At 60.6% G+C, this 24,776-nt stretch carries 21 protein-coding genes; 7 read left to right on the forward strand and 14 right to left on the reverse strand.

The window, feature by feature from the left end:
* Positions 1-8: 8 nt before the first annotated feature.
* Positions 9-275 carry a DUF6074 family protein gene (locus I3J13_RS11805; RefSeq protein ID WP_035239160.1) on the forward strand — a complete coding sequence of 89 codons (267 nt, stop codon included), beginning with the start codon at positions 9-11 and terminating at the stop codon, positions 273-275.
* 72 nt (positions 276-347) lie between these two features.
* On the opposite strand, the gene I3J13_RS11810 is transcribed toward I3J13_RS11805, so the two are convergent.
* Together I3J13_RS11810 and rpsU are read right to left on the reverse strand one after the other, a co-directional pair.
* Positions 348-1,244 carry a tetratricopeptide repeat protein gene (locus I3J13_RS11810; protein ID WP_142781003.1) on the reverse strand — a complete coding sequence of 299 codons (897 nt, stop codon included), beginning with the start codon at positions 1,242-1,244 and terminating at the stop codon, positions 348-350.
* Between the two features lie 133 nt (positions 1,245-1,377).
* Positions 1,378-1,605, reverse strand: coding sequence for a 30S ribosomal protein S21 (gene rpsU / locus I3J13_RS25735; protein ID WP_003508541.1), 228 nt, complete (start codon positions 1,603-1,605; stop codon positions 1,378-1,380).
* A 316-nt stretch (positions 1,606-1,921) separates the two neighbouring features.
* Between rpsU and I3J13_RS11820 the strand changes: the two genes are divergently transcribed.
* Genes I3J13_RS11820 through I3J13_RS11840 form a run of 5 tightly spaced genes read left to right on the forward strand, consistent with a single transcriptional unit; the run spans position 1,922 to position 7,415 of the window.
* Complete coding sequence (locus I3J13_RS11820) at positions 1,922-3,175, forward strand: sarcosine oxidase subunit beta family protein (protein ID WP_196378912.1); 1,254 nt, start codon at positions 1,922-1,924, stop codon at positions 3,173-3,175.
* The gene (locus I3J13_RS11825) at positions 3,175-3,585 is read left to right on the forward strand and encodes a hypothetical protein (protein WP_196378913.1); all 411 of its coding nucleotides are present in this window, start codon (positions 3,175-3,177) and stop codon (positions 3,583-3,585) included. Before I3J13_RS11820 ends, I3J13_RS11825 begins: the two co-directional genes overlap by 1 nt.
* 11 nt (positions 3,586-3,596) lie before the next feature.
* Positions 3,597-3,911 (forward strand): sarcosine oxidase subunit delta, encoded by a 315-nt coding sequence (locus tag I3J13_RS11830; protein ID WP_003508553.1) that lies wholly within the window; start codon positions 3,597-3,599, stop codon positions 3,909-3,911.
* Positions 3,908-6,868, forward strand: a complete 2,961-nt coding sequence (locus I3J13_RS11835; RefSeq protein WP_196378914.1) for a sarcosine oxidase subunit alpha — start codon at positions 3,908-3,910, stop codon at positions 6,866-6,868. Before I3J13_RS11830 ends, I3J13_RS11835 begins: the two co-directional genes overlap by 4 nt.
* Positions 6,861-7,415 carry a sarcosine oxidase subunit gamma gene (locus tag I3J13_RS11840; RefSeq protein WP_196378915.1) on the forward strand — a complete coding sequence of 185 codons (555 nt, stop codon included), beginning with the start codon at positions 6,861-6,863 and terminating at the stop codon, positions 7,413-7,415. The genes I3J13_RS11835 and I3J13_RS11840 overlap by 8 nt, the downstream gene beginning before the upstream one ends.
* On the opposite strand, the gene I3J13_RS11845 is transcribed toward I3J13_RS11840, so the two are convergent.
* The 10 genes from I3J13_RS11845 to I3J13_RS11890 form a co-directional block, all read right to left on the reverse strand.
* Positions 7,412-8,455, reverse strand: coding sequence for a DUF2332 domain-containing protein (locus I3J13_RS11845; protein ID WP_196378916.1), 1,044 nt, complete (start codon positions 8,453-8,455; stop codon positions 7,412-7,414). The genes I3J13_RS11840 and I3J13_RS11845 overlap by 4 nt on opposite strands.
* 23 nt (positions 8,456-8,478) lie before the next feature.
* Positions 8,479-8,967 carry a MaoC family dehydratase gene (locus I3J13_RS11850; RefSeq protein ID WP_080853869.1) on the reverse strand — a complete coding sequence of 163 codons (489 nt, stop codon included), beginning with the start codon at positions 8,965-8,967 and terminating at the stop codon, positions 8,479-8,481.
* A 54-nt stretch (positions 8,968-9,021) separates the two neighbouring features.
* A complete protein-coding gene (glgX, locus tag I3J13_RS11855) occupies positions 9,022-10,977 on the reverse strand; it encodes a glycogen debranching protein GlgX (protein WP_196378917.1) in 1,956 nt (651 codons plus the stop codon).
* A gap of 106 nt (positions 10,978-11,083) precedes the next feature.
* A complete protein-coding gene (locus tag I3J13_RS11860; protein ID WP_196378918.1) occupies positions 11,084-12,712 on the reverse strand; it encodes an alpha-D-glucose phosphate-specific phosphoglucomutase in 1,629 nt (542 codons plus the stop codon).
* A gap of 4 nt (positions 12,713-12,716) precedes the next feature.
* Complete coding sequence (gene glgA / locus I3J13_RS11865) at positions 12,717-14,159, reverse strand: glycogen synthase GlgA (RefSeq protein ID WP_196378919.1); 1,443 nt, start codon at positions 14,157-14,159, stop codon at positions 12,717-12,719.
* A gap of 5 nt (positions 14,160-14,164) precedes the next feature.
* Entirely contained in the window at positions 14,165-15,427 is a 1,263-nt protein-coding gene (gene glgC, locus I3J13_RS11870; protein ID WP_003522150.1) for a glucose-1-phosphate adenylyltransferase, read from the reverse strand.
* 21 nt (positions 15,428-15,448) lie between these two features.
* Positions 15,449-17,656 (reverse strand): 1,4-alpha-glucan branching protein GlgB, encoded by a 2,208-nt coding sequence (glgB, locus tag I3J13_RS11875; RefSeq protein WP_035263407.1) that lies wholly within the window; start codon positions 17,654-17,656, stop codon positions 15,449-15,451.
* Positions 17,656-20,118 carry a glycogen/starch/alpha-glucan phosphorylase gene (locus I3J13_RS11880; RefSeq protein ID WP_003522152.1) on the reverse strand — a complete coding sequence of 821 codons (2,463 nt, stop codon included), beginning with the start codon at positions 20,116-20,118 and terminating at the stop codon, positions 17,656-17,658. The genes glgB and I3J13_RS11880 overlap by 1 nt, the downstream gene beginning before the upstream one ends.
* 441 nt (positions 20,119-20,559) lie before the next feature.
* Positions 20,560-21,330: a class II glutamine amidotransferase gene (locus tag I3J13_RS11885; protein WP_035263410.1), complete on the reverse strand. Its 771-nt coding sequence runs from the start codon at positions 21,328-21,330 to the stop codon at positions 20,560-20,562.
* On the reverse strand, positions 21,331-22,044 hold the full coding sequence (locus I3J13_RS11890; RefSeq protein WP_196378920.1) for an aspartate/glutamate racemase family protein: 714 nt from the start codon (positions 22,042-22,044) through the stop codon (positions 21,331-21,333).
* Between the two features lie 167 nt (positions 22,045-22,211).
* Here I3J13_RS11890 and I3J13_RS11895 point away from each other — a divergent pair, with 167 nt between their 5' ends.
* Positions 22,212-22,673, forward strand: coding sequence for an Lrp/AsnC family transcriptional regulator (locus tag I3J13_RS11895; RefSeq protein WP_003522155.1), 462 nt, complete (start codon positions 22,212-22,214; stop codon positions 22,671-22,673).
* 18 nt (positions 22,674-22,691) lie between these two features.
* Here the strand turns inward: I3J13_RS11895 and I3J13_RS11900 are convergent, their stop codons facing one another.
* Together I3J13_RS11900 and I3J13_RS11905 are read right to left on the reverse strand one after the other, a co-directional pair.
* Positions 22,692-23,675: an aldose 1-epimerase gene (locus I3J13_RS11900; protein ID WP_196378921.1), complete on the reverse strand. Its 984-nt coding sequence runs from the start codon at positions 23,673-23,675 to the stop codon at positions 22,692-22,694.
* A 159-nt stretch (positions 23,676-23,834) separates the two neighbouring features.
* Complete coding sequence (locus tag I3J13_RS11905; protein WP_196378973.1) at positions 23,835-24,728, reverse strand: NAD(P)-dependent oxidoreductase; 894 nt, start codon at positions 24,726-24,728, stop codon at positions 23,835-23,837.
* Positions 24,729-24,776: the final 48 nt, after the last annotated feature.

Consider the following 24,776-nt stretch of genomic DNA (forward strand, 5'->3'; position numbering starts at 1 on the left):
GTGCCCGCGTGACAACGAGTTCAGAAGTAATCGCCTTTCCGGCAAAGAACCGTATTGCCGACGTAAAAAGATGTGCAACCATGCTTGACCGGCTGCATGGTGTGGAGGCGAATGATTTCTGGCGCAGGGAGTGCCGCGAGCTGGCCGCCCGTCTGATGGCGCTTGGCTATGAGGACGCCGCCATGCGGCGCGAGGTCATGGAATTTCAAAACGCCGTGCAGGCTGAATTGTGGGCGGGCGACGCCACGCCAGAGGCACGCCGCGACAGCCATTGAGGCCTCAGCGTTTTCCATAAAAAAAGCCGGCAGGTGTCAAACCTGCCGGCTTTTTTGTTCATGCTCGTTTGATCAGGAAGCGCCGGCGCCGCGTGTGCGGGCAACGCCGTCGAGTGCGGGCTTGTATTTCGGATCGAGCCGGGCCGCATGCCCATAGGACTTGGCGGCCTTGGCCATCTCGCCGCGACGCTCATAAACAAGCGCCTGGTTGGCCCAGGATTCCGCCACATTGCCATCCAGCGAAATGGCGTGGTTGAAATCGGCAAAGGCGTTTTCATCGTCGTTCAAGGCGACATAGGAAAGGCCGCGGCCGTTATAGGGCTCCGGCGAGGTCGACGACAGCGAGATTGCCTTGGAGAAGTCCTCGATGGCCTGGGCATGCTGGTTGCGCAGCTGGTAGATCAGGCCGCGATTGTGCCAGGCGCGTCCGTCGGTGGTTTCAAGCTCGATGGCGCGGGAGAAATCGTTGAAGGCTTCGTTCACACGCCCGGACTGGCGGTAAAGATTGCCACGGCCGATCAGCGCCACATCGTAGCTCGGATTGATCTGCAGGGCGGCGTTGTAGTCCTGCAGGGCTTGCTGCTGCTGCCCGGAGTTGCGATAGACCAGCGCGCGGTTGGCATAGGCCTGATAAAAGCGCGGGTTGAGTTGCAGCGCCTTGTTGAAATCCTCGATGGCGCGGCGCGAATCGCCGGCGCGGCCGTAAGCCGAACCGCGGACGTTATAGCCTTCTGGATCCTGCGGATTGGCGTTGATGACCGAGGTGAGCGAGGCGATGTTTTCCTGCGAACCCTGGGCACGGTCGATCCTGAATACATCTTCCGTCTGGTTGGATGTCGCGCAGCCGGAAAGACCGGCAAGGACGGTACAAACGACCAGAGAAGCGCGGAACCCTCTGTTGTTTTTCAATGGCACCCGGCGCGCGGAGGCATCGGAGTTTTTCACAACACAGGCGTCGACAGCGATCATTCGGTGTGGGTTCCCTCGCAGGCCGGTCTCACGGTCGTTTTCAAGAGCGTTCTCCGGCCACAAACACAAAGAGCGGCGGCGAATTGATCGCCCCCGCCCAACAAGCATTCAAAAACGTCCAAAAGACGGCCTATTAACGGCCTGCGCGGGGGCCTGCAACCAGACCTTCGCGCTGTGCACGCTTGCGTGCCAGCTTGCGAACGCGGCGAACGGCTTCAGCCTTTTCGCGAGCGCGCTTCTGGGAGGGCTTTTCGTAGTAATCGCGCATTTTCATTTCACGGAAAATGCCTTCGCGCTGCATCTTTTTCTTCAGGGCGCGGAGCGCCTGATCAACGTTATTGTCGCGGACTAGTACCTGCACGTGAATCCCGTTCCTTTGGTTTGGTTAATTTGCTATGTGAATAAGGCATTCGCACGCAAATAAAAAATCGTTCGTTCGGCTGTCGAGCCGGGCGATTGGTGACGTGCAATAACAGATCATTTGCAGCAAGTCCAGCCGGTAGCGCATAATCACCCAGCAAAATGCGGCTTGCCCGGAATTCTGCCTGCGATGTCGAAACAAAATCATTGCGGCGTCGCAAAATGGATATTGCCTCCCATCCCGATTTGCCATGTGTATGATAAGGGCCGGAGCCATGTTTCCGGCTTCTGGCCGGTTCTTGAGGAGCAGATTGCGAATGCGCAAATATTCCGTTTTTGCCGTGGCGCGTGAGGCGCTCAGGGGTCATAAGGGGTGGGATGCGCAATGGGCCTCGCCCGAGCCGCGCAAGGATTACGATGTCATCATCATCGGCGGCGGCGGCCACGGGCTCGGGGCTGCCTATTATCTTGCCAAGGAACACGGCATTACCAATGTCGCAGTTCTGGAAAGAGGCTGGCTTGGCGGCGGCAATACCGGCCGCAACACCACCATCATCCGCTCCAACTATCTCTATGAAGAGAGCATGGATATTTACGAGCATTCCCTGAAACTGTGGGAAGGCCTGAGCCAGGATCTCAATTACAACGTCATGTATTCGGCGCGCGGCGTGATGATGCTGTCGCACAATATCCATGACCGGCAGTCCTTCAGCCGCCATATCAATGCCAACCGTCTTTACGGCATCGACAATGAGTGGCTGACGCCGGAACAGGCGAAGGCCTATTGCCCGCCGCTCGATATTTCCGGCAATGCGCGGTATCCGATCAATGGCGCAGCACTCCAGCGCCGCGGCGGCACGGCGCGCCACGATGCGGTGGCCTGGGGCTATGCCCGCGCTGCCTCCGACCGCGGCGTGCACATCATCCAGAATTGCGAGGTTACGGGCATTCGCCGTGGTCCGGACGGGGCGGTGACGGGTGTGGAGACCAATCGCGGTTTCATCGGTGCGAAGAAAATCGGCGTTTCCGCCGCCGGTCATTCCTCCGTCATCATGAAAATGGCGGATGTGCGCGTTCCGCTGCATTCTAACCCGCTGCAGGCGCTGGTGTCGGAGCCGCTGAAGCCGATCTTCCCCTGCGTGGTGATGTCCAACACGGTCCACGCCTATATTTCGCAATCCGACAAGGGCGAGCTGGTCATCGGCGCGGGCACCGATCAATATAACTCCTATTCCCAGACCGGCGGCCTGCAGATCATCACCCACACGCTCGACGCCATCTGCGAGCTGTTCCCGATCTTCCGCCGCGTCAAGATGATGCGGCAATGGGGCGGCATCACCGACAACACGCCCGACCGCTCGGCGATCCAGAGCGTGACGCCGGTGCAGAATCTCTTTGTCAATTGCGGCTGGGGCACGGGCGGCTTCAAGGCGACGCCGGGTTCGGCCAATCTTTTCGCGCATCTCATCGCGCGCGGTGAACCGCATCGTCTGGCGGCGGGTCTGACGCTCGACCGGTTCCGCAGCGGCCGTCTTATCGATGAGGCTGCCGCTGCCGCGGTGGCGCATTGATGCTGGCGGCGGCCATGCTTGCGATCAACATATCAGGCGCGGCCACGGTCGTGCCCGTTGGCAGCGTCATTCCCGAGGCCAGGGATTTTCGCAGCCAGAAGATTGCGAAGATGCAGGGTGAGAAAGACTGGCCTTTCGTGGCGGAAAAAGGCCTGCTTCTCTGTGCTCCGAGTCTCGCGAACAAGATGGTTTATTTTGTCGGCGAGAAGGAGGATGGCGAGCAGGATTACCCCTTCGCGATCGACACCGACATGATGGCGGTTGCCATCGTCAATATGGGTCGGGCCTCGGCGCTACGCCCTTTCGATAATTTCGAGCAGCTTTTAAAGCGGCTTTCCCCTTTCGTAGCCATGGGAAAGCGGCTGTGTGACCAACCCGCCGGAACAGCGCTTCCGGAAAATTCTCTCTAGGTGGAGCGACGATGCTTCTGATCCATTGCCCCTATTGCGGGGAAGACCGTTCCGAACTGGAATTCCGCTGGGCGGGCGAAGCCCATATTGCCCGGCCGGAAAACATCGCCGATATTTCCGACGAGGCCTTCGCCGAATATTTCTTCATTCGCGACAATGACAAGGGCCTCGTTTTCGAGCGCTGGCGTCACATTCACGGCTGCGGCCGCTTCTTCAACGCCGCCCGCGATTCGGTCAGCGACAAATTCCTGATGACCTACAAGGCGGGTGAGCCGAAACCCGATACTGAGACGGTCCTTTCCGCAGAAAAGGGAGCCGGGCAATGAGCGGCGATTATCGTATCAAGGGGGCCGGTCGTCTCACCCCGGCCAGAACCGCGCGCTTCACCTTCGATGGCAAGATTTATCAGGCGCTGGAGGGGGACACGGTCGCCTCCGCGCTTCTGGCGAATGGCGTGCATCTGATCGGCCGCTCGTTCAAATATCACCGGCCGCGCGGCTTCCTGTCCGCCGGGCCGGAAGAGCCGAATGCGCTGATCGATGTGTCGCGGGACAGCCTGCGCAAGCAGCCCAATGTGCGCGCCACGGTGCAGGAAGTGTTCGACGGCGCGATCATCGCCTCGCAGAACCGTTTCCCGTCGCTATCCTTCGATCTGAGTGCGATCAACGACCTCCTGTCGCCGATGTTCGCGGCCGGTTTTTATTATAAGACCTTCATGTGGCCGAAGGCCGCCTGGCACAGGATTTACGAACCGCTGATCCGCCGCGCCGCCGGTCTCGGCAAGGCGCCGAGCGAGCCGGATGCGGATCATTATTCCGGCCGTTATGCCCATTGCGACGTGCTGGTGGCCGGCGCAGGCGTCGCTGGTCTGACCGCGGCGCTTGCTGCCGCGAAAACCGGCGCCAGCGTCATTCTGGTCGATGAAAATGCCGAAGTCGGCGGCGCGTTGCGTTTCGACACCGGTACTGTCATCGACGGTCTGCCCGGTTACGAATGGGCGCAGAAGGTTCTTGCCGAACTGAAGTCTCTGCCCAATGTGCGGGTTCTGACCCGCACCACCGCTTTTGGTTATTACAACCACAATTTCGTGGCGCTGGCCGAGCGGGTGACCGATCATCTCGCCACGCCCGCCAGACACCAGCCGCGTGAGCGGCTGTGGCAGGTGCGCGCCAAAAAGGTCGTGCTGGCGGCGGGTGCGATTGAACGCCACATGGTCTTTGCCAATAATGACCGCCCCGGCATCATGCTGGCCTCGGCCGCACGCACCTATCTCAACCATTACGGCGTCGCCGTGGGCCAAAATGTCGGGGTCTACACCGCTCATGATTCGGCCTATGAGACGGCCTTCGATCTGAAAAAGGCCGGGGTGAAGATCGCCGCCATCGTCGATTGCCGCGAGAACCCGGATCAACGCCTGCTGGATGAGGCGCGTGCGCTCGGCATCGAAGTGCTGGCGGGCCATAGCGTTTACAACACCGCCGGCCGCCTGCGCGTCTCCTCGATGACCGTCGGCCGCAATGGCGGCTCCAACAAGCGCAAGATCGCCATCGATGCGCTTGTGGTTTCGGCCGGCTGGACGCCTTCGGTGCATCTCTTCTCGCAATCGCGTGGCAAGCTGAAGTTTGACGCGGCTAACCAGCGTTTCCTGCCGGATATCCATGTGCAGAACGGTGTCTCCATCGGCGCCTGCAACGGCACGGACGATCTTTCCGCGCTGATTGCCGAGGCTGCGGCTGCCGGTGGCGGCGTCGTGGAATTTTCCGGCGAGAATGCCAGGACCTGGACAGGCGGCATGATCGGTGCGGCCGAAGGCGCGGGTGAGGGCACCGGCGTCAAGGCCTTCATCGATTTCCAGCACGATGTCTGCGCCAAGGATATCCGCCTCGCCGTGCGCGAGGGCATGCATTCCGTCGAGCATATCAAGCGCTTCACCACCAATGGCATGGCGTCCGATCAGGGCAAGATGTCCAATATGCATGGCCTTGCCATCGCATCCGAAGCGCTTGGCCGGGATTTGCCCAAGGTCGGTCTCACCACCTTCCGCCAGCCCTATACGCCGGTCACTTTTGGCACGCTCATCAACCATTCGCGCGGCGCGCTGTTCGATCCGGCCCGCAAGACGCCGATGCACGAGGAAGAGCTGGCTGCCGGCGCGGTGTTCGAGGATGTCGGCAACTGGAAGCGCGCCTGGTTCTTCCCGCGGGCGGGTGAGGACATGCATGAGGCGATCAACCGCGAATGCAAGACGGTTCGGACAAGCGTCGGCGTGTTCGATGCCTCCACGCTTGGCAAGATCGAAGTGGTCGGCCCGGATGCGGCGAAGTTCCTGAACCTCATCTACACCAATGCCTGGGACACGCTGAAACCCGGCCGCTGCCGTTACGGCATCATGACCCGCGAAGACGGTTTCGTTTACGACGACGGCGTCGTCGGCCGTCTTGCCGAAGACCGTTTCCATGTGACGACGACCACGGGCGGCGCGCCGCGCGTTCTCCAGCACATGGAAGATTATCTCCAGACCGAATTCCCCGATCTCAATGTCTGGCTCACCTCGGCCACCGAGCAATGGGCCGTGATTGCCGTGCAGGGGCCGAAGGCGCGCGAGGTTATCGCTCCCTTCGTCGAGGGCATCGATCTCTCGCCGGAGGCCTTCCCGCATATGGCGGTGGCCGAAGGCACATTCTGCGGTGTGCCGACGCGGCTCTTCCGCGTGTCATTCACCGGCGAACTCGGTTTCGAAATCAACGTTCCGGCCGATTACGGCGCAGCCGTCTGGTCGGCGATCCGCGAAAGGGCGGAAGCCGTCGGCGGCTGCCTTTATGGCACCGAGACCATGCACATTCTGCGTGCGGAAAAGGGCTATATCATCGTCGGGCAGGATACGGACGGCACGGTGACGCCAGACGATGCCGGGCTTGCCTGGGCCGTTTCCAAGAAGAAGACGGATTTCGTCGGCATTCGCGGGCTGAAACGCCCCGATCTCACGCGCTCCGGCCGCAAACAGCTTGTCGGCCTGAAGACGAAAGACCGGCTGACCGTTCCGGACGAGGGCGGTCAGATCGTTGTCGATCCAAACCAGCCGAAACCCATGACCATGCTCGGTCATGTCACCTCCGCCTACTGGTCGGAAAATCTCCGCCATTCCATCGCTTTTGCGCTGGTGGCGGATGGCAGGGCGCGCATGGGCGAAACGCTCTACATTCCGCTCGCAGATAAAACCATTGCCGTCGAAGTGACCGACATGGTCTTCCTCGACAAGGAAGGAGCCCGTCTCAATGGCTGACAAACTTCACGCAAAACGCAAATCGGTGCTTGAGGATTTTCACGGCGGCTCTCCCTTCGTTTCGCTGAAACCCGCTGCTTCCGCATCGCGGCTGTCGCTGCGCGCCCGGGAAAGCGCCCTGCCGGCACTTTCGGAAGCGCTCGGTCTTGCCCTGCCTGCCAGCCCGAAAAGCTCCGTCACCTCGGGCCTGCGGTCCGCTCTGTGGCTCGGCCCGGATGAATGGCTGGTGATCGATCAGGGCGAGAGCGACTTGATGGCGGCTCTCGCCGGCGTTTCCGGCCTGTTTTCTGCAACCGATATTTCCCACCGCAACACGGCCGTCATCGTCTCCGGCGCCGGTGCGGAAGCGGCACTCAATGCCGGCTGCCCGCAGGATCTTTCTCTTGCAAAGTTCCCTGTCGGCGCCTGCTCGCGCACCGTTTTCGGCAAGGCGGAAGTGGTGCTGCTGCGCACGGCGGACGATACGTTCCGGGTGGAATGCTGGCGTTCCTTTGCGGAATATGTCGGCGGGCTGCTGCAGGAGGCGGCTGAGGATGTGGCGGTTTAACCCGCCATCCAGCCTCGCCATTCCACCCATCGCCCATGAAAATCGGCCCGGCCGATTTCCTGTTTCTCGCCGGTCGGCCAGATCTGCAGGGTAATGGCGGCACCGCCCGGTGTCGCATCCGCCTCCATTTGCAGCCGGGCAAGCGGGGCATCCGGCGTGGCGCGGGTTCCAGCTTCGGCAATCGCAGCCTCGCCTGCCTGTTTCAGTCCATCGGGCAGATATTGCCAGGCGACGGAATGATAGACGACGTGGACAGCACCCGCATATTGCTTGGCAAGTCGGTGTTTCAGCCAGTCGACCGCGTCCGCCTTCTCGACATGCAGACCATGCTCCACCGCTATCCGTAGGGCGGCGGCGGTTCGCTCCAGCCGGTCTGTCTGGTCGGCCCAGACATAGGACATCAGCCGCAGGCGATCTTCGGCGGATGACGGGTCGAGCGGGTTGAGATCGCAGCCGGCGCGCTCGATAACCTCGATCTGCTCATGGGCCGGGGTGTCGCCGCGCCATTCCGGTGACAGGAAAACATCGGATTGTTCACCCCAGGTGAGATCGCCGAGACGATACCGGTAACGGTCGAATTGTAGGTTGAGGCCCGCGCTGGCTCCGACTTCGGAAAGCACCAGCGGCTTGCCGGTCAGTGCCGCAATCGAAAGAAAGCCCGGCAGCAGAACGGCGGAACGGCGAACCTCGTTGGTCTGCGGCGGTGATTTCAACCTTTCGAGGATGAAGGGGGAATGAAAACGCAGGGCGCTGGCGCAGGCCTGCCAGAGCGCTTCTTCGTCTTCCGGCGGGATTTCGGCAAGCGGCGCGATCTTTTCCTCTATGGCGAGCGCATGCAGGGCGCCCGCCAGCCGCAGGGGAACGGAATCGCCCGAGGGGCCGATATCGCCGGGCCAGGATAAAATCCGCTCGCCCACCTCGGTATGGCGGTCGAGCCTTGCTGCCATGGCGCGGCAGAGCCGTGCGGTAAAGGGTGAGCCGAGGCTGTCGCAGGCTCTTGCCTGCACGAGAAACGCATTCCTTACGGCTTCGTCATGCATGCGGTCTCTCCCTTGCGGCGGTTTCAGGCGTCTTCCGGCCTGTCCTCCGGGTTGAACTGGCTGATGGTGGTCCAGCGGGCGGTAAGCGCCGGCTTTTTCTCGTTTTCGATTTCCACCGTCACGTCATAGGTCGTCATCAACATGGCCGCGCCGCGAAAACGCGCCTCCGCCAGCGTGAAGCGGCCGCGCACCCGCGCACCGCTTTTGACCGGCGTAACGAAACGAACGGCATCGAAGCCGTAATTGATGCCCATGGTCTGTTCGCGGATGCGGGGCAGGGCATCGTAATTCAGCGCCGAAAGCAGAGACAGCGTCAGGAATCCATGCGCGATGGTGCCGCCAAAGGGGCTTTCTGCTTTGGCGCGTTCCGGGTCGGTGTGGATGAACTGTTCGTCCAGCGTCGCCTTTCCGAAGGCGTCAATCATCGTCTGGTCGACGGTGATCCAGTCGGAGACGCCCATTTCCGTGCCGACCAGATTTTTCATCTCCGCCAGCGCAATTTCTTTTGTCATGTTACCTCGTCCGCATTGTTTCCAGGGACTTATACGGCTGGCGACGCGAAGGGATCAACTGCGCAGATAAAACACCACGGAACGGGCGGGCAGGAAGGCGGGATTGCCGAAATCCGTGCCGATCGCATGCCAGCCATCGCCGGGCAGCGTGAAAGGAACGACCTTGCGACCGCGATTGATGAGAACCGCAAGCTCGACCTCGTCGCCCGTTTCCCTGTCCGACGTTGAAAGCACCATGGCGAAGGCCGGTCCATTCGGGCTTTCCCAGTCCGCAACCGTCATGGGCTCCCCACCCGGGGCAAGCCATGTCACATCGCCGCTGCCGGAAAAGAAGCTGGTCTCGGAAAAGACGTCGAAGCGTTTGCGAAGCGCTGCGAGAAATGCGGTGTGATCGATCAGTTCGGGGACAAGCGAAGACCAGTCGACCCAGGTAATGTCATTGTCCTGACAATAGGCGTTGTTGTTGCCATGCTGGCTGCGGCCGCCCTCATCGCCGGCGGTCAGCATCAAGGCGCCGCGGCTGACGAACAGGGTGGAAAGCAGCGCCTTCACATCCGCAATGCGGGCGGCGACAATGGCAGGATCATCCGTCAGGCCTTCGAAACCATTGTTCCAGGAGTGGTTTTCATTGTGGCCGTCGCGATTGTTCTCGCCATTTTTCTCATTGTGCTTGTGTTCGTGGCTGACGAGATCGAACAGGGTGAAACCGTCATGGGCGGCGAGAAAATTGACGCTGCGGCTGTTCGCTCGGCCATGGCGGGAAAAGATCGGCGAAGACCCGGAAAGCGCATCGGCCAGCGCCCCGGTGGTGCCGGCGTCGCCGCGCCAGAAGCGGCGCATATCGTCGCGGGCGCGGTCGTTCCACTCCAGAAAGCTCTCGGGGAAATTGCCGAGCTGATATCCGCCGGGGCCGATATCCCATGGTTCGGCGATCAGCAGCCGGTCATAAAGTGCCGGGTCCGAATGCATGGCCGCGAGCGTTTCGCTCGCCATGTCGAAGCCATTGGCCGTTCGCCCGAGCACGGGCGCGAGATCGAAGCGGAAGCCGTCCACCCCGGCATTCAGAACGAAATGCCTGAGGGAATCGACGATGAGCTGGCGAATATAGGGATGATCGCAGGCAACCGTATTGCCGGTGCCGGTATCGTTGACCAGCACACCCGGCTTTCCCGGCGGGTGGCGGAAGGCGGTGAGGTTATCGAGCCCGCGCAACGACAGGATCGAACCTTCTATATCGCTTTCGCCGGTATGGTTGAAGACCAGATCGAGAATGACGCCGATGCCCTCCGCATGCAGCGCCGCAATCGTGTCGCGCAATTCCCGCACGCCGCCGGGGCAGAGGCGTGGATCGAGCGCCATGAAACCGACGGGATTATAACCCCAGGCGTTGGAAAGGCCGAGCGGCGGCAGGTGGCGCTCGTCGATCCATGCGGTGATCGGCATCAACTCCACCGCATCGACGCCGATTTTTTTCAGGTGCGCGACAATGGCGGGATGGGCAAGTGCGGCGACGGTGCCTCTGATCTCTTCCGGCACTTCGGGATGCAGCCGGGTGAAGGATTTGACGGCGAGTTCGTAAATCAGCCCGCCTTCGGCAAAAAGCGGCGGTTGACGCCGGACTGGCTCATGCTGAGAAAGGATCGCCTTCGGCATGATCCCGCCGGTCTCTGCACCAAAGGCGTAAAGTGCGGGATCGTGCCGGAAGGGGCGGTCGATCTCCGTGGCATAGGGGTCGAGCAGCAGCTTTGCAGGATCGAACCAGAGGCCGTGTTCGGGGGCGTAAATGCCGTGGGCGCGAAAGCCGTATCGCGTGCCGGGGCCGGCGTCGGAGACGGTCAACCGGTGAACGTCATCTTCACCGCGCGTCATCGGCAAACGCGCCGTTTCTTTTTCGCCCTTCGCATCGAAAAGGCAGAGATCGATCTGCGAGGCGTGCCGGGAATAGACCGTGAATTCCGTTCCGTTTTCCGTCTGGATTGCACCTTTGGGGAAAACGGAAGGTGTCTGCATGGTCTGTCTCTCCGGGAAATGGTGTTTCTCTTCCAGAATGGAAAAGGGAGGCAAGGCCGAGTGAGGGACGCTTTCAGTGCGTCCCTCATGAGCGGGCGGCAAGCCCTTACGTAATAACGCTCGGTGCGTTGCGGCCGGTATGGGCCTTGATGCCGGCGATCGTATCGGCAACGGAAATCAGGTCGGCGAGCGCCTCCTGCGTTTCGATGCCGTGACGGGCCGCATCCGGCTCGTAACGCTCGACATAGAGGCGAAGCGTGGCGCCCGCAGTGCCCGTGCCGGAAAGGCGCAGCACGATGCGCGAACCGCCTTCGAACAGGATGCGGATGCCCTGATTTTTGCTGACCGACTGATCGACCGGATCGTGATAGGCAAAATCATCCGCCGCCGCGACCTTCAGATTGCCATAGCTGGTGCCGGGAAGTGTGGCGAGTTTTTCGCGCAGGGTGGCGACCAGCGTGTTGGCGGCGTCCGAATCCACTTCCTCATAGTCATGGCGGGAATAATAGTTGCGGCCATATTCGGCCCAGTGCTTTGTGACGATGTCCTTCACGCTTTCCTTGCGCGCGGCGACGATGTTCAGCCAGTAGAGCACGGCCCACAGGCCGTCCTTTTCGCGCACATGGTTGGAGCCGGTGCCGAAGCTTTCTTCGCCGCAGATCGTCACCTTGCCGGCATCCATGAGATTGCCGAAGAATTTCCAGCCGGTCGGCGTTTCATACATGCCAAGGCCGAGCTTTTCGGCCACACGATCCGCTGCCGCACTCGTCGGCATCGAGCGGGCAATGCCGGAAATGCCGGCGGCATAACCGGGGGCCAGTTTGGCATTGGCGGCGATGATGGCGAGGCTGTCGGACGGGGTGACGAACATGCCCTTGCCGACGACCATGTTGCGGTCGCCATCGCCATCGGAGGCGGCGCCGAAATCGGGGCCTTCCGGGCTCATGACGTCGTCATAAAGCTCCTTGGCGTGGACAAGGTTCGGGTCAGGGTGATGGCCGCCGAAATCAGGCAGCGGCGTTGCGTTGCGGACGGAGCCCTTCGGCGCGCCGAGGCGCTTTTCGATGATCTCCACGGCATAGGGACCGGTGACGGCGCTCATGGAATCGACCACGACCTTGAAACCGCCGGCGATCAGCGCGCGGATGGCGGCGAAATCGAACAGTTCTTCCATCAGAGCGGCGTAGTCGGCAACCGGGTCGATCACCTCGACGGTCAGTTCGTCCACCTTGAAGCTGCCCACCTTGTCGAGATCGATATCGGCGGCGTCGGAGATTTTATAGCTGTCGATGACCTTCGAGCGGGCGTAGATCGCATCTGTGATCTTTTCCGGTGCGGGGCCGCCATTGCCGATATTGTATTTGATGCCGAAATCTTCGTTCGGGCCGCCGGGATTGTGGCTGGCGGAAAGCACGATGCCGCCGAAGGCCTTGTATTTGCGGATGACGTTGGAGGCGGCGGGCGTCGAGAGAATGCCGCCCTGACCGACCAATACCTTGCCGAAACCGGCGGCGGCGGCCATCTTGATCGCCTTCTGGATGACTTCGCGATTGTAATAGCGGCCATCGCCGCCGATCACCAGCGTCTGGCCCTGAAAGCCCTCAAGCGCGTCGAAGATCGACTGGATGAAGTTCTCGGCGTAATTTTCCTGGGCGAAGACTGGCACCTTCTTGCGCAGGCCGGATGTGCCCGGCTTCTGGTCCTGATAGGGCTTCGTCTGAACGGTCTTGATCATTGTTTCAATGGCCTTTCGAAATAAGCTGGCTGTAAAGCGCGGCGTAAAGACCGGCGCTTTTTTCCCAGGAAACATCGGATTTCATTCCGAGTTTCTGCATTTGTGTCCATAGTTTCGGGTCGTGGTAATAACGGACGGTCCGGCGGATCGCCTGTTTCAGACCATCGAGCGTGACGGGTGAAAATTGCACGCCGGTCGCCGATTTATTGGCGATGGCGGCATGGTTGGCGTCGATCACCGTGTCGGCAAGGCCGCCGGTGCGGGCGACGACCGGAATGCAGCCGTAGCGCAGCGCATAAAGCTGGGTGAGGCCGCAGGGTTCGAAACGCGAGGGAATGATGATCGCATCGCAGCCCGCCTGCATCAGATGCGACAGCGGCTCGTTATAACCGACGGCAACGCCGACGCGGCCATGGTGGCGGGATGCCGCCGCCAGAAGCGCGCCTTCCAGCGCCACATCGCCGGCGCCCAGCACGACCAGACGGCCGCCGAGGGAAACGATCTCATCCACGGCTTCCGCCATGAGGTCGATGCCCTTCTGCCAGGTGAGGCGGGAGATGATGCAGAAAAGCGGGCTGTCATCATCGTCGATGCGGAAATGTTCGGCGACCGCCTTCTTGTTCAGCGCGCGGTTTCTGAGATTGGCGGCTGAATAATTGTCGTGGATCAGATGGTCCGTCGCCGGGTTCCAGACATCGGCATCGATGCCGTTGACGATGCCGTGCAGCACATGGGCGCGGCTGCCGATGACGCCGTGCAGCCCCATGCCGAATTGCGGGGTGAGGATTTCCTCGGCATAGGACGGGCTGACGGTGCTGAGCGCCGTTGCCGTTTGAAGTCCGCCTTTCAGGAAGCTCACATCGTTATAATATTCGATGCCTTCCATGCCGAAGGCATGGGCGGGCAATGCAAGCTTGCTGAAAATATTCGCGCCGAACTGGCCCTGAAAAGCGATGTTGTGGATGGTGAGAAGGCTCGGAATCTCCGGCGTTTCGGCATAACGCATATAGACCGGCGCCATCGCGGCCTGCCAGTCATGGGCATGCACCATATCCGGCCGCCAGCCGGGAAGCGCGCCGGCGGCGATGCGGGCCGCAGCCAGCGAAAGCGCCGCGAAACGCTTCCAGTTGTCCGGATAATCCTTGCCGGTCTGGTCGAGATAGGGGCCGCCGGAGCGCTCGTAATAGGCGGGCGCATCGAGAATGAGGAGGTCGAGCCCCTCATGCCGCACTTCGAGCACATCGGCTTTTTCGCCGAGCAGATCGGTAAATTCGAAACATTTGACGGGGTCGGTCACGGCGGCTTTCACCGCCGGATATCCGGGTATCAATGTGCGCGTCGTGACGCCATGGGCTTCCAGCGCGATGGGGAGCGCGCCGGCAACGTCGGCGAGCCCTCCGGTCTTGATCAGGGGATAGATTTCGGATGAAACCGAAAGGACATTCATGGGCTCTACAGGTCCAGCTTGTCGATCATCGATTGGGTGATAAGGCAAATGCCGTTTTCGGTGCGGCGGAAACGTTTGGCATCCAGTTCTGGGTCTTCTCCTACAATCAGTCCTTCCGGAATGACCACGCCATGGTCGATGACGACATTGCTGAGCTGGGCATGACGCCCGATCTTCACACTCGGCAGTACTACGGCATTCTCAAGGCGGGAGTATGAATTAGCGCGCACCCCGGTAAACAGCAGGCTGCGCTGCAGGGAGGCGCCGGAAATGATGCAATCGCCGGAGACGACCGAAGACACGGCCGAACCGCGGCGGTTCTCGTCATCGTGCACGAATTTCGCCGGCGGCGTGATTTCCGCATAGGTCCAGATCGGCCAGGACTTGTCGTAGATATCGAGGTCCGGCACCACATCCGTCAGGTCGATATTGGCCTGCCAATAGGCGTCGATGGTGCCGACATCGCGCCAGTAAGGACCATGCTCGAAGTCCGAACGCACGCAACTATCGGCGAAGCGATGGGCGACGGCTTTGCCGTGCTCGACGATATAGGGAATGATGTCCTTGCCGAAGTCGCGGCTGGAAGTCGGGTCGGCGGCGTCGCGGCGCAGGGCTTCCATCAGGAATTTCGTATGGAAGACGTAGATGCCCATCGAGGCGAGAGCGAAGCCTTCATTGCCGGGAATGCCCGGCGGATCGGCCGGTTTTTCGATGAAATCGATGATCTCGTCTTTTTCATTCACATGCATCACGCCGAAGCCGGTCGCTTCCATGCGCGGCACTTCAAGGCAGCCGATCGTCACGTCCGCACCGGAATCGACATGCTGCTGCAGCATGTATTCGTAGTCCATTTTGTAAATATGGTCGCCGGCGAGGATGACCATATATTCCGGCGCATAGGGCTCGATGATGTCGATGTTCTGGTAGACGGCGTCGGCCGTGCCTTCATACCACTGCGTTTCGGAAACGCGCTGGGAGGCCGGCAGAATATCGAAGCTTTCGTTACGCTCGGGACGGAAGAAGTCCCAGCCGCGCTGCAGGTGGCGGATGAGCGAGTGCGCCTTGTATTGCGTGGCGACGCCGATGCGGCGAATGCCGGAATTGAGCGCGTTGGAGAGCGCAAAATCGATGATGCGCGCCTTGCCGCCGAAATAGACGGCGGGTTTTGCCCGGCGGTCCGTCAATTCCTTCAGGCGGCTTCCTCTGCCGCCTGCGAGGACATAGGCCATTGCATCGCGTGCCAAAGGCTGAACTCTTTTTTCCGACATGGTGTCCTCCCTCTCTGTCTGTCAGTTTTCCGGCTCGAGCATGATCGTTGCGAGCGGCGGCAGGACGAGCATTGTCCCGATGTCTCCCCCGGCATCGACCGCCTGAACGCGTCCGCCATTTCCCTTGCCGCTGCCGCCATAAATTTCGGCGTCGGTGTTGAGAATCTCCCTCCACCGCCCCGCAAGCGGAAGCGGCACATAATAGTTTTCCCGATAGACCGGCGTGAGATTGCAGATGACCGCCACCGGCTTTTCACCCGGCGCCATGCGCAGCCAGGCGAAGACGGAATTGTCGTGGTCATCCACCACAAGCCAGCGGAAACCTTCCGGTTCGCAGTCGCGGGCGTGCAAAGCGGGTTTTGAACGGTAGGTGAGGTTGAGATCGCGCACGAGGCGGCGCATGCCCTCATGCATCGGATATTGGCGCAGGTTCCAGTCGAGCGAGCCCTTTTCGCTCCATTCGCTCCATTGTGCGAATTCCTGCCCCATGAACAGCAGCTTCTTGCCGGGATAACCCCACATGAAGGCGTAATAGGAGCGCAGATTGGCGAATTTCTGCCAGTCGTCGCCGGACATCTTGGCGATCAGCGATCCCTTGCCGTGCACCACCTCGTCATGGGAAAGCGGCAACACGAAATTTTCGCTGAAGGCGTAAAGCAGGCCGAAGGTCAGTTCCTGATGGTGGAACTTGCGATGCACCGGCTCGCGCGAGAAATAACTCAGCGTATCGTGCATGAAGCCCATGTTCCATTTGAAACCGAAGCCGAGGCCGCCTTCGTGGACCGGCTGCGACACTTTCGGCCAGGAGGTGGATTCCTCGGCAATGGTCATGACACCCGGATGGGTGCCGTAGACGAGGGAATTCATCTTCTGCAGGAAACGGACGGATTCAAGATTTTCCCGCCCGCCATATTCATTGGGAATCCACTCGCCTTCCTTGCGGGAATAATCGAGATAGAGCATCGAGGCGACCGCATCGACACGCAGGCCGTCGAGATGGAATTTTTCGGCCCAATAAAGCGCATTGTTGATGAGGTAGGACATCACCTCGATGCGGCCGAAATTATAGATGGCCGTGTTCCAGTCGGGATGAAAACCCTGACGCGGATCGGCATGTTCGTAAAGTGCCGTGCCGTCGAACCAGCGCAAGCCGTGCTCGTCGGTTGGAAAATGCGCCGGAACCCAATCGAGCAGGATGCCGATGCCGACCTTGTGGGCGCCATTGACGAAACGCGCAAAGCCCTCCGGATCGCCGAAACGGGCGGACGGCGCATAAAGCCCGGTCGTCTGGTAACCCCAAGAAGGGTCATAGGGATGTTCGGTGATGGGCAGGAACTCGATATGGGTGAAGCCCATATCCGTGCAATAGGGAATGAGCTGGGCGGCCAGTTCGTCCCAGCTCAGGAACGTGCCGTCCTCGCGCCGCCGCCAGGAGCCGGCATGCACCTCGTAAATGCTGATCGGCTGGCGGCGCTGGTCCACCTGCGCCCAATGTTCCCGGTGGGCCTGATCTTCCCATTTCTGGGTGAGTTCCGGTGCGGTAACGGAGGCGTTCTTTGGCCGCAACTCGGCGCGCCGCGCATAGGGGTCGGCTTTGAGGGGCAGAAGCTCGCCGTTTGCGCCGAGGATTTCGAACTTGTAGGCACAGCCGGCATAGACGTCAGGCGCGAAGATTTCCCAGATGCCGGTATCCTTGCGGAACCGCATGACATGCCGGCGGCCATCCCAATTGTTGAAATCGCCGACGACGGAAACGCGCCGCGCATTGGGAGCCCAGACGGCGAAGTGGAAACCTTCGACGCCCTCGAGCTTCAGCGGATGCGCCCCCATCCTGTCGAAGAGCCTCAGATGCGATCCTTCGCGGACGAAATAATCGTCCATGGGGCCGAGAACCGGGCCGAAGCTGTAGGGGTCGGTCACCGCCCATTCGGCATCGTCGCGGCTGGCGCGATACCGCACCGGCTGTCGCTTCGAAAGATCGATCCGGCCTTCGAAAAAGCCGTCCGGATCGAGCCGCTTCAATTCGCCCACGAAATTTCCGTCCAGCGTCAGGACGGAAACCTCCTCGGCACCGGGAATGAAACAGCGGGCGGAAAACCCTTCCGGCGTTTCGTGAACGCCGAGAAGGGCAAAGGGATTGGAATGCAAACCGCTCTTGATCGCCTCGATTTCAGCCTTCGTGATGTCGCCAGTCTTTTTCTCTTCGGCCGAATTGAGCGGTTTTTTCATCAGGCTCTCCAGATCTCGGTGGCATATTGGCGGATCGTCCTGTCGGACGAGAACCAGCCCATGCGCGCCGTGTTGCGCACTGTCTTGGCATACCAGCTGTCCGGATCGCTCCAGATCGCGTCCACTTCCCGCTGCGCATTGGCATAGGCGTCGAAGTCGGCGGCGACCATGAACCAGTCGCTGTTGTAAATACCGTCGATCAGGCCGGCGAAACGGGAGCGGTCATCCGGCGAAAAGACGCCGGAGGCGATGGAAGACAGCGCCTGCGACAGCTCGGCCGATCCTTCGATGATCGCGCGGGGATTGTGGCCTTCGGCGCGCGCCTTGGCCACTTCATCCGCCGTCATTCCGAAGATGACGATATTCTCCGCGCCGACATGATCGCGCATTTCGACATTGGCGCCATCGAGCGTGCCGATGGTGAGCGCGCCGTTGAGTGCGAATTTCATGTTGCCGGTGCCGGAAGCTTCCATACCGGCCGTCGAGATCTGTTCGGAAAGATCGGCGGCGGGAACCATGATTTCCGCAAGCGAGACGTTATAGTTCGGAACAAACACCACTTTCAGAAGCCCGCGCACGGCCGGATCGTTGTTGATGACCCGGGCAATATCGTTGGCAAGCTTTATGATCAGCTTCGCGTTGTGATAACTCGGCGCCGCCTTGCCTGCGAAGAACTTAACGCGCGGCACCCAATCCAGTTCCGGGTGGGAACGGATCTGGTCATAAAGTGCGACCGTTTCAACAAGGTTCAGAAGCTGGCGCTTATATTCGTGGATACGCTTGATCTGGATGTCGAACATGGCCGAGGGATCGACGCGGATGCCCATGCGCTGCGCCACCGTATTGGCAAGCCGTACCTTGTTCAGACGCTTCACCTCGGCGAATTTCTCGCGGAAACCGGCATCGTCGGCAAAACGGTCGAGCGCGGTGAGTTTTTCCGCATCGTCGAGGAAATCGTCGCCGATTGCTTCGCGCAGCAGGCTGGTGAGGCCCGGATTGCACTGCATCAGCCAGCGGCGCGGTGTGATGCCATTGGTCTTGTTGTTGATACGATCAGGATAAAGGCTGTGCAGGTCGGCAAAGACCGTTTCCTTCATCAGGTCGGTATGAAGGGCGGAAACGCCGTTGATGGAATGCGAGCCGATAAAGGCGAGGTTGCCCATACGCACGCGGCGTTCGCCGCCTTCATCGATCAGCGAGATCGAACGGATCTGCTGATCCGCCATCTTCTTTTCCTTGCGGGCGTAGACCAGCGTGTTGGCGTTGATCGCATAGACGATCTGCATATGTCTTGGCAGAAGACGCTCAAGCAGCGGCACCGGCCAGCTTTCCAGCGCCTCCGGCAGAAGCGTGTGGTTGGTATAGGAGAATGTGCCCTGCGTGATCTTCCACGCTTCCTCGAATTCCAGCCCGTGCACATCGCACAGAAGACGCATCATTTCGGCGATGGAAATGGCCGGATGCGTATCGTTGAGCTGGATCGAGACCTTCTCAGGCAGCGAGGTGAAATCGGGATATTGCTGCAAATGGCGGCGCAGAATGTCCTGCAGCGAGGCGGAGGAGAAGAAGAACTCCTGCCGCAGGCGCAGTTCCTGACCGGCCGGCGTCGCATCGGCGGGGTAGAGAACCCGCGTCAGGCTTTCCGCCTTGTTGCTTTCGCGCAAGGCGCCGATATGGTCGCCGGCGTTGAAGGCGGCCAGCAGAATGGGGTCGATAGGCTGCGCCGACCACAGGCGGAGCGTATTGACGCGGGTGCCGCGCCAGCCGACGACCGGCGTATCGTAAGCCATGGCGATGACGCGTTCAGCCGGTTTCCAGACGAAACGCTGCGGATCTTCATAACCGCCGATGGTTTCCACCGAGCCGCCGAAGCCGACCTCATAGGAGCTTTCGCGGCGCTCGAATTCCCAGGGGTTGCCGTGCGCCAGCCAGGTTTCCGGCAGTTCCACCTGCCATCCGTCCGCCATCTGCTGGCGGAAGAGGCCGTGCACGTAACGGATGCCGTAGCCATAGGCGGGAATGTCGACGGTCGCCATGGATTCCATGAAACAGGCCGCAAGCCGGCCGAGACCGCCATTGCCGAGCGCCGCATCCGGCTCCAGCCCGGCGATGACATCCAGATCGACGCCGAGCGAGGACAGGGCATCGCGGATTTCGTGCATCAGGCCGATATTGGAGATGGCGTCGCGCATCAGGCGGCCGATCAGGAATTCGAGCGACAGGTAATAAACGCGCTTGGAATTGTTGGCATAGGCCTTGCGGGTGGATTCCATCCACTTGTCGATGATGCGGTCGCGCACGACGAGGATTGTTGCAGTCAGCCAGTCATGGGGCTTGGCAACCTTGACATCCTTGCCGATACGGTAGGTGAGGCGTTCGATGATTTCCGACGCCATGATTTCCGGGTTGGAACTGCGCGGGGCGGGACGGGGAAGATCGGCGGCGTTAAGATTATTGATCATTGGTCGGTCAGCACCTTGGTGGGAGGAGAGGGTCTGATGAGGTCGATCCGGTTTGCCTTTGCTGATGCCAGTTTATGCATCGATATGGAGGCGTGGCAACAGCAATTTTTTCGGAAAATTGAACAGCTTAGCGCAATGAAAAATAAGTGTTTTTCTCGGCGCCCAAAGGATCGCCGAAGGCATTGATCGCCCTGTCTGCGCCGTTCTTCAGCGGATTTTCTTGGTCCTTGCGATGCCGGGCATCGCTCGGAAAAGGGGAAGAGGCTGCAATACTTCTGAAATGGTTCACCGGTCCTGAAATCTGTTTCGAACTATCGGATCACACACTAGCCTTCGCGGTTGTGAAAATTCAATGAAAATAAACAGGGCGGCGCTGCCGCCGCGCCGACCTGTGGTGGCGCGGGTGTAAAAACCGGCTGCGATCATCGCCAATGGCGCTGTTTACGGCAGGAGAAAAGGCTCCATCGCCATCTCCCCGGCGCGGATCGTCACCCTGGTATTGGGGGGAACGGCGCACCAGGGCGCGCAATCGAAGGAAAAGGGTTCGGAACTCAATGCGATGCCGTCATCGAGCCCTCGCCAGTAGAGTGTCGGCGGCTTGTCGTCGCTCGACCAGCGGAAGGCATGCAGGCAATCGCCATCCATCAGGACGGCGCTGAATCGCAGCGCGGAAGACACGCCTGCCGCCATCATCTTTTCCTGGCAAAGCCGCAGCGCGGTGGAAATGGCGCGAACCGGCTCGGTGTCGAGGCCATGCCCGGCGGCAATCAGGAAAATGGCTTCGCTGTCTCCGGTACCGCGACGGGATGCATAGATATCGTCGGGGATGAGGGAATCGATGTCGCGCCTGATCTGCTCGTAACCGCCGATCTGGCCGTTATGCATGAACAGGTATCGCCCATGCGCAAAGGGATGGCAGTTGGCGCGGGACACTTCGCCTGATGTGGCGGAGCGGACATGGGCCATGAACATGCCCGAGCGGAGCTGGTGGCAAAGCGCCGCCAGATTGGCGTCGGACCAGGCGGGTCGGGTGTCGCGAAAAACGCCGGGCGTTCCGCGTTCGCCATACCAGCCAAGGCCGCAGCCATCGCCATTGACGACGGTTTTTGCTTCCCTTGCGGCCATGGACTGGCTGACCAGCGATGCTTCCGGCTCGATCAGCAGACTGTCGAGCCAGACCGGTTTACCGGAATAGGCAAAGAGGCGGCACATTCATGCGGCTCTGTTCAGGGCCTTGTTTCCGAGCGCGAAGCCGACGGCGGCCTTCGCGTGAATGGCGGTCGAATCGTAACCCGGCAGCGGCAGGGCATCGGGATCGATCAGCAGCGAAATCTCGGTGCAGCCGAGAATGACGGAATCGACGCCAAGTGCGCGGGCCTTCTCGATGACTGCGAGATAGCGCTCGCGCGAGCAGGACTTGATTTCGCCCTGGCAGAGTTCACCGAAGATGATGTCGTGGATCGCAACCCGGTCTTCCGCATCGGGAACGACCACCTCGATACCGTGGCGGCGCATGCGGTCGGTGTAGAAGCCGTGTTCCATCGTGTAACGGGTGGCGAGCAGCAGCGGCTTGCGGCGTCCGTCCGCCTTCAGGGCTGCGGCGGTTTCATCGATGATGTCGATCAACGCCACGCCGGACATCTTCTCCACGGTGTCCGCGACAAGATGCATGGTGTTGGTGCAGATCAGCACGCAATCGGCGCCCGCATTGGCAAGGCGCGCGCCGGCCGCACCCAGAAGCGCACCGGCCTCATCCCAGCGATCGGCCTTCTGAAGGGCGACGACCTCGGAAAAATCGAGCGAATGCATGACGATGTCGGCCGAAACCAGCCCGCCGCGGCTGTCGCGCACGGCCTCGTTGATCATGCGGTAATAGGTTGCGGTGGATTCCCAGCTCATGCCGCCGATCAGGCCGATCCGTTTCATAAGAGTTCCCTTATCAAGTTTGATTGAAAATAAGAATGCCATCGTCGGGACGAAAACGGCATGCGTTTTTGCAGGGATTTCACGGCGAAAATGCAAAATTGTGGCGCTATTTATCTAAATATCGCAAGTCTATTGCGTCATTGCGTTAACCTGTGCATTCTTTATCGATGATTGATGATCGCGACCGCCGAATCCTTGCGATTCTCCAGGAAAATGCAGAAACGCCGCTCGCCGACATTGCGGAGGAAGTGTCGCTGTCGCTGTCCGCCTGTTCACGGCGTATTACGCGGTTGCGGGCGGAAGGTTATGTAACGGGTACGATGGCGCTGCTCGACCGGCGCAAGATCAACCTGCCGACCACGGTTTTCCTGCTGGTGAGAACCGGCCTGCATGCGGAGGACTGGCTGGACCGGTTCCATGCCGCCGTCAGCACCATACCGGAAATTGTCGAGGTTCACCGGCTGACCGGCAATTTCGACTATATTCTGAAACTCGTGCTGCCGAATGTCGAATATTACGACACGATCTACAAACAGATCCTGCGCCGCGTCGAGCTTTACGACATGTCGGCCTATATCTCCATGGAGACGGTGAAGCTCTCGTCTTCCCTGCCGACGACACATATCTGAGCGATCATCGAGCCTTGATCAGCGCCCCGCCATAAAACGAACACCGAAGCGGAAGCTTCGCGTCTCGCCCGGTTGCAGCGCAATCGTATCCGCGAGTTCCGGCTGGTTGAAGGCGTTGGTCGGCGTTTCCACCGGTTCGAGCGCGATGGATTGCCGCCTGTCGCGGGCGAGCGTATCGCCGGTGAAGACATGCATGTGCCCGCGCTCCTGCCAGACCGTCAGGCTCGAACCGTCGTGCCGGTTTTCGAGCCTCGTTTCGTAAAGCCCGTTTTCGGATGCGATGAGGTCGGTGAAGCAGATATCGAGCACATGGCCGGCCAAGGGCGCATGGAGAAAGCGGGTGTCGTCCTGTTTGACCACCCCGCCCTGTGGGTTGCGCAGGGGGATCAGGTCTTCGTCTGTTTCAATCGCCGTTCGCGAGGGCAGTGTGAGAAGAAGGTCGTCGATAGACGTCGTGCCGGGCAGGCGGAAATAGGGATGCCAGCCGGCGGCGAAAGGCAGGGGCCGGTCATCGCGATTGATGCCGCGTATGTCGATGGTGACCTCATGGCTGGAAAAGCGATATTCCACCTCGATGGCGAGACGGTAGGGATAACCCTTGAAATCCGCAGGCGCTATTTCGGCGCGGAAGACGAGGATGCGACCGCCGTTTTCCTCGAAAGACTGCGCAAGCGCGAAGGGCAGGGCTCTGGCAAATCCGTGGAAGACGAGGGCTTCATGGGCAAGCACCGGTTCGATGCGGTGCATCTGCTCGCCAAAACTGAACCGACCATCCGGAATGCGATTGGTGAAGGGTGCGAGAATGCCGTTTCTCACGCCGTTTTGCGACTGCATTTCGGCGGGCGTCGAATATCCGTCGACAAGATTTTCGCCTTCGCCGCCATCGGCAGAGATCGGCCGCCAGCTTAAAAGCGTCGCGCCCTCATAAGCGATTTCGGCAGTGAAACCGTTTCCAGAAACAGTCAGACCGGCAATCCCCGTGCCTGTGGTGGAGGGTGTCATCGGGAAATTGTCCTTTGCATGCATGCGTCTGCGGTCATCGGGGCAGCCGCCGTGCCGATTCGCCCGATCATCTTCGCTGAAGGACAATTTCGCAATGGCCGTTAAAGGCCCGTTAGGGCTGTATCAACAGGCTCCTGCCATCCATGTCTGCCGGGCAAATCAGTCCGGAAAGGTTCGTTTCGCGCCGCTGAAATATTCCATCAGCGCGGCCTGATCCTCCCCACCCAGCCCGGCCGCCGTCAGCATGCGGTGCACCTCGGCGCAAACCGCCGTCAGCGGCATGGCCGTGTTGGTGCGCCGGGCGAGATCCTGCGCGCCGTTGAGGTCTTTCACCATATTGTCGATGCGGCCGGTGCGGCGGTAATCCTTCGCCACATAACGCGGCATATATTCCTGCAGGATGGCGCTGTCGGCGCGGCCGCCCTTCAGCGCCTGCGGTATTTTGGCGGCATCGACGCCGGCATCCAGCGCAAGCTGGGTTGCTTCCGCCACCGCAAGGAAGTTCAGCCCGCACAGAACCTGGTTGATGAGTTTCGTCGTCTGCCCCGCGCCGCAGGGTCCCATGTGGGTATAATTGCTGGCCACATGCCGCAGCACGCGATGCGCATCGGCCACATCCGTTTCGCTGCCGCCGGCCATCAGCGTCAATTGCCCGATGAGCGCCTTGGGCGCGCCACCCGAAAGCGGGCTGTCCACCCAGCGCAGGCCTTTTTCCGCAGCATCGACCGCCAGTTCCTTCGTCGCTTCCGGATCGATGGAGGACATGTCGATGATGAGCGTGCCGGGCTTCGCCCCCGCCGCCACACCATCCTTGCCGAAGATGGCGATGCGAACGATTTTCGGCGAATTGAGGCTGAGGATGACCACATCGGAAACCGAAGCCGCTTCCGCCGCCGTACCCGCGCTCTGCGCGCCAAGGCTCGTCAGCGCCGCCACCTTTTCCGCATCCAGATCGAAAACCGTCAGCTGATTGCCGGTCTCGATGAGCCGTGTGCCGATTGCCCCGCCCATGGCGCCAGCGCCGATCAGGGCGACTTTGTTCTTCTCGGTCATGGTGTTCACGGCCTCCTCCCAAAGTGTCGTGGTGTCGTCGGTTCAAAA

The sequence above is a fragment of the Agrobacterium leguminum genome, assembly GCF_015704895.1.
Taxonomy (GTDB): Bacteria; Pseudomonadota; Alphaproteobacteria; order Rhizobiales; family Rhizobiaceae; genus Agrobacterium; species Agrobacterium leguminum.

What these genes read in the sequence shown, in the direction of transcription:
- I3J13_RS11810 (WP_142781003.1), bottom strand. Translation starts at nt 1,244, where the DNA reads ATGATCGCTGTCGACGCCTGTGTTGTGAAAAACTCCGATGCCTCCGCG.
- I3J13_RS11820 (WP_196378912.1), top strand. Translation starts at nt 1,922, where the DNA reads ATGCGCAAATATTCCGTTTTTGCCGTGGCGCGTGAGGCGCTCAGGGGT.
- I3J13_RS11825 (WP_196378913.1), top strand. Translation starts at nt 3,175, where the DNA reads ATGCTGGCGGCGGCCATGCTTGCGATCAACATATCAGGCGCGGCCACG.
- I3J13_RS11830 (WP_003508553.1), top strand. Translation starts at nt 3,597, where the DNA reads ATGCTTCTGATCCATTGCCCCTATTGCGGGGAAGACCGTTCCGAACTG.
- I3J13_RS11835 (WP_196378914.1), top strand. Translation starts at nt 3,908, where the DNA reads ATGAGCGGCGATTATCGTATCAAGGGGGCCGGTCGTCTCACCCCGGCC.
- I3J13_RS11840 (WP_196378915.1), top strand. Translation starts at nt 6,861, where the DNA reads ATGGCTGACAAACTTCACGCAAAACGCAAATCGGTGCTTGAGGATTTT.
- I3J13_RS11845 (WP_196378916.1), bottom strand. Translation starts at nt 8,455, where the DNA reads ATGCATGACGAAGCCGTAAGGAATGCGTTTCTCGTGCAGGCAAGAGCC.
- I3J13_RS11850 (WP_080853869.1), bottom strand. Translation starts at nt 8,967, where the DNA reads ATGACAAAAGAAATTGCGCTGGCGGAGATGAAAAATCTGGTCGGCACG.
- glgX (WP_196378917.1), bottom strand. Translation starts at nt 10,977, where the DNA reads ATGCAGACACCTTCCGTTTTCCCCAAAGGTGCAATCCAGACGGAAAAC.
- I3J13_RS11860 (WP_196378918.1), bottom strand. Translation starts at nt 12,712, where the DNA reads ATGATCAAGACCGTTCAGACGAAGCCCTATCAGGACCAGAAGCCGGGC.
- glgA (WP_196378919.1), bottom strand. Translation starts at nt 14,159, where the DNA reads ATGAATGTCCTTTCGGTTTCATCCGAAATCTATCCCCTGATCAAGACC.
- glgC (WP_003522150.1), bottom strand. Translation starts at nt 15,427, where the DNA reads ATGTCGGAAAAAAGAGTTCAGCCTTTGGCACGCGATGCAATGGCCTAT.
- glgB (WP_035263407.1), bottom strand. Translation starts at nt 17,656, where the DNA reads ATGAAAAAACCGCTCAATTCGGCCGAAGAGAAAAAGACTGGCGACATC.
- I3J13_RS11880 (WP_003522152.1), bottom strand. Translation starts at nt 20,118, where the DNA reads ATGATCAATAATCTTAACGCCGCCGATCTTCCCCGTCCCGCCCCGCGC.
- I3J13_RS11885 (WP_035263410.1), bottom strand. Translation starts at nt 21,330, where the DNA reads ATGTGCCGCCTCTTTGCCTATTCCGGTAAACCGGTCTGGCTCGACAGT.
- I3J13_RS11890 (WP_196378920.1), bottom strand. Translation starts at nt 22,044, where the DNA reads ATGAAACGGATCGGCCTGATCGGCGGCATGAGCTGGGAATCCACCGCA.
- I3J13_RS11895 (WP_003522155.1), top strand. Translation starts at nt 22,212, where the DNA reads ATGATTGATGATCGCGACCGCCGAATCCTTGCGATTCTCCAGGAAAAT.
- I3J13_RS11900 (WP_196378921.1), bottom strand. Translation starts at nt 23,675, where the DNA reads ATGACACCCTCCACCACAGGCACGGGGATTGCCGGTCTGACTGTTTCT.
- I3J13_RS11905 (WP_196378973.1), bottom strand. Translation starts at nt 24,728, where the DNA reads ATGACCGAGAAGAACAAAGTCGCCCTGATCGGCGCTGGCGCCATGGGC.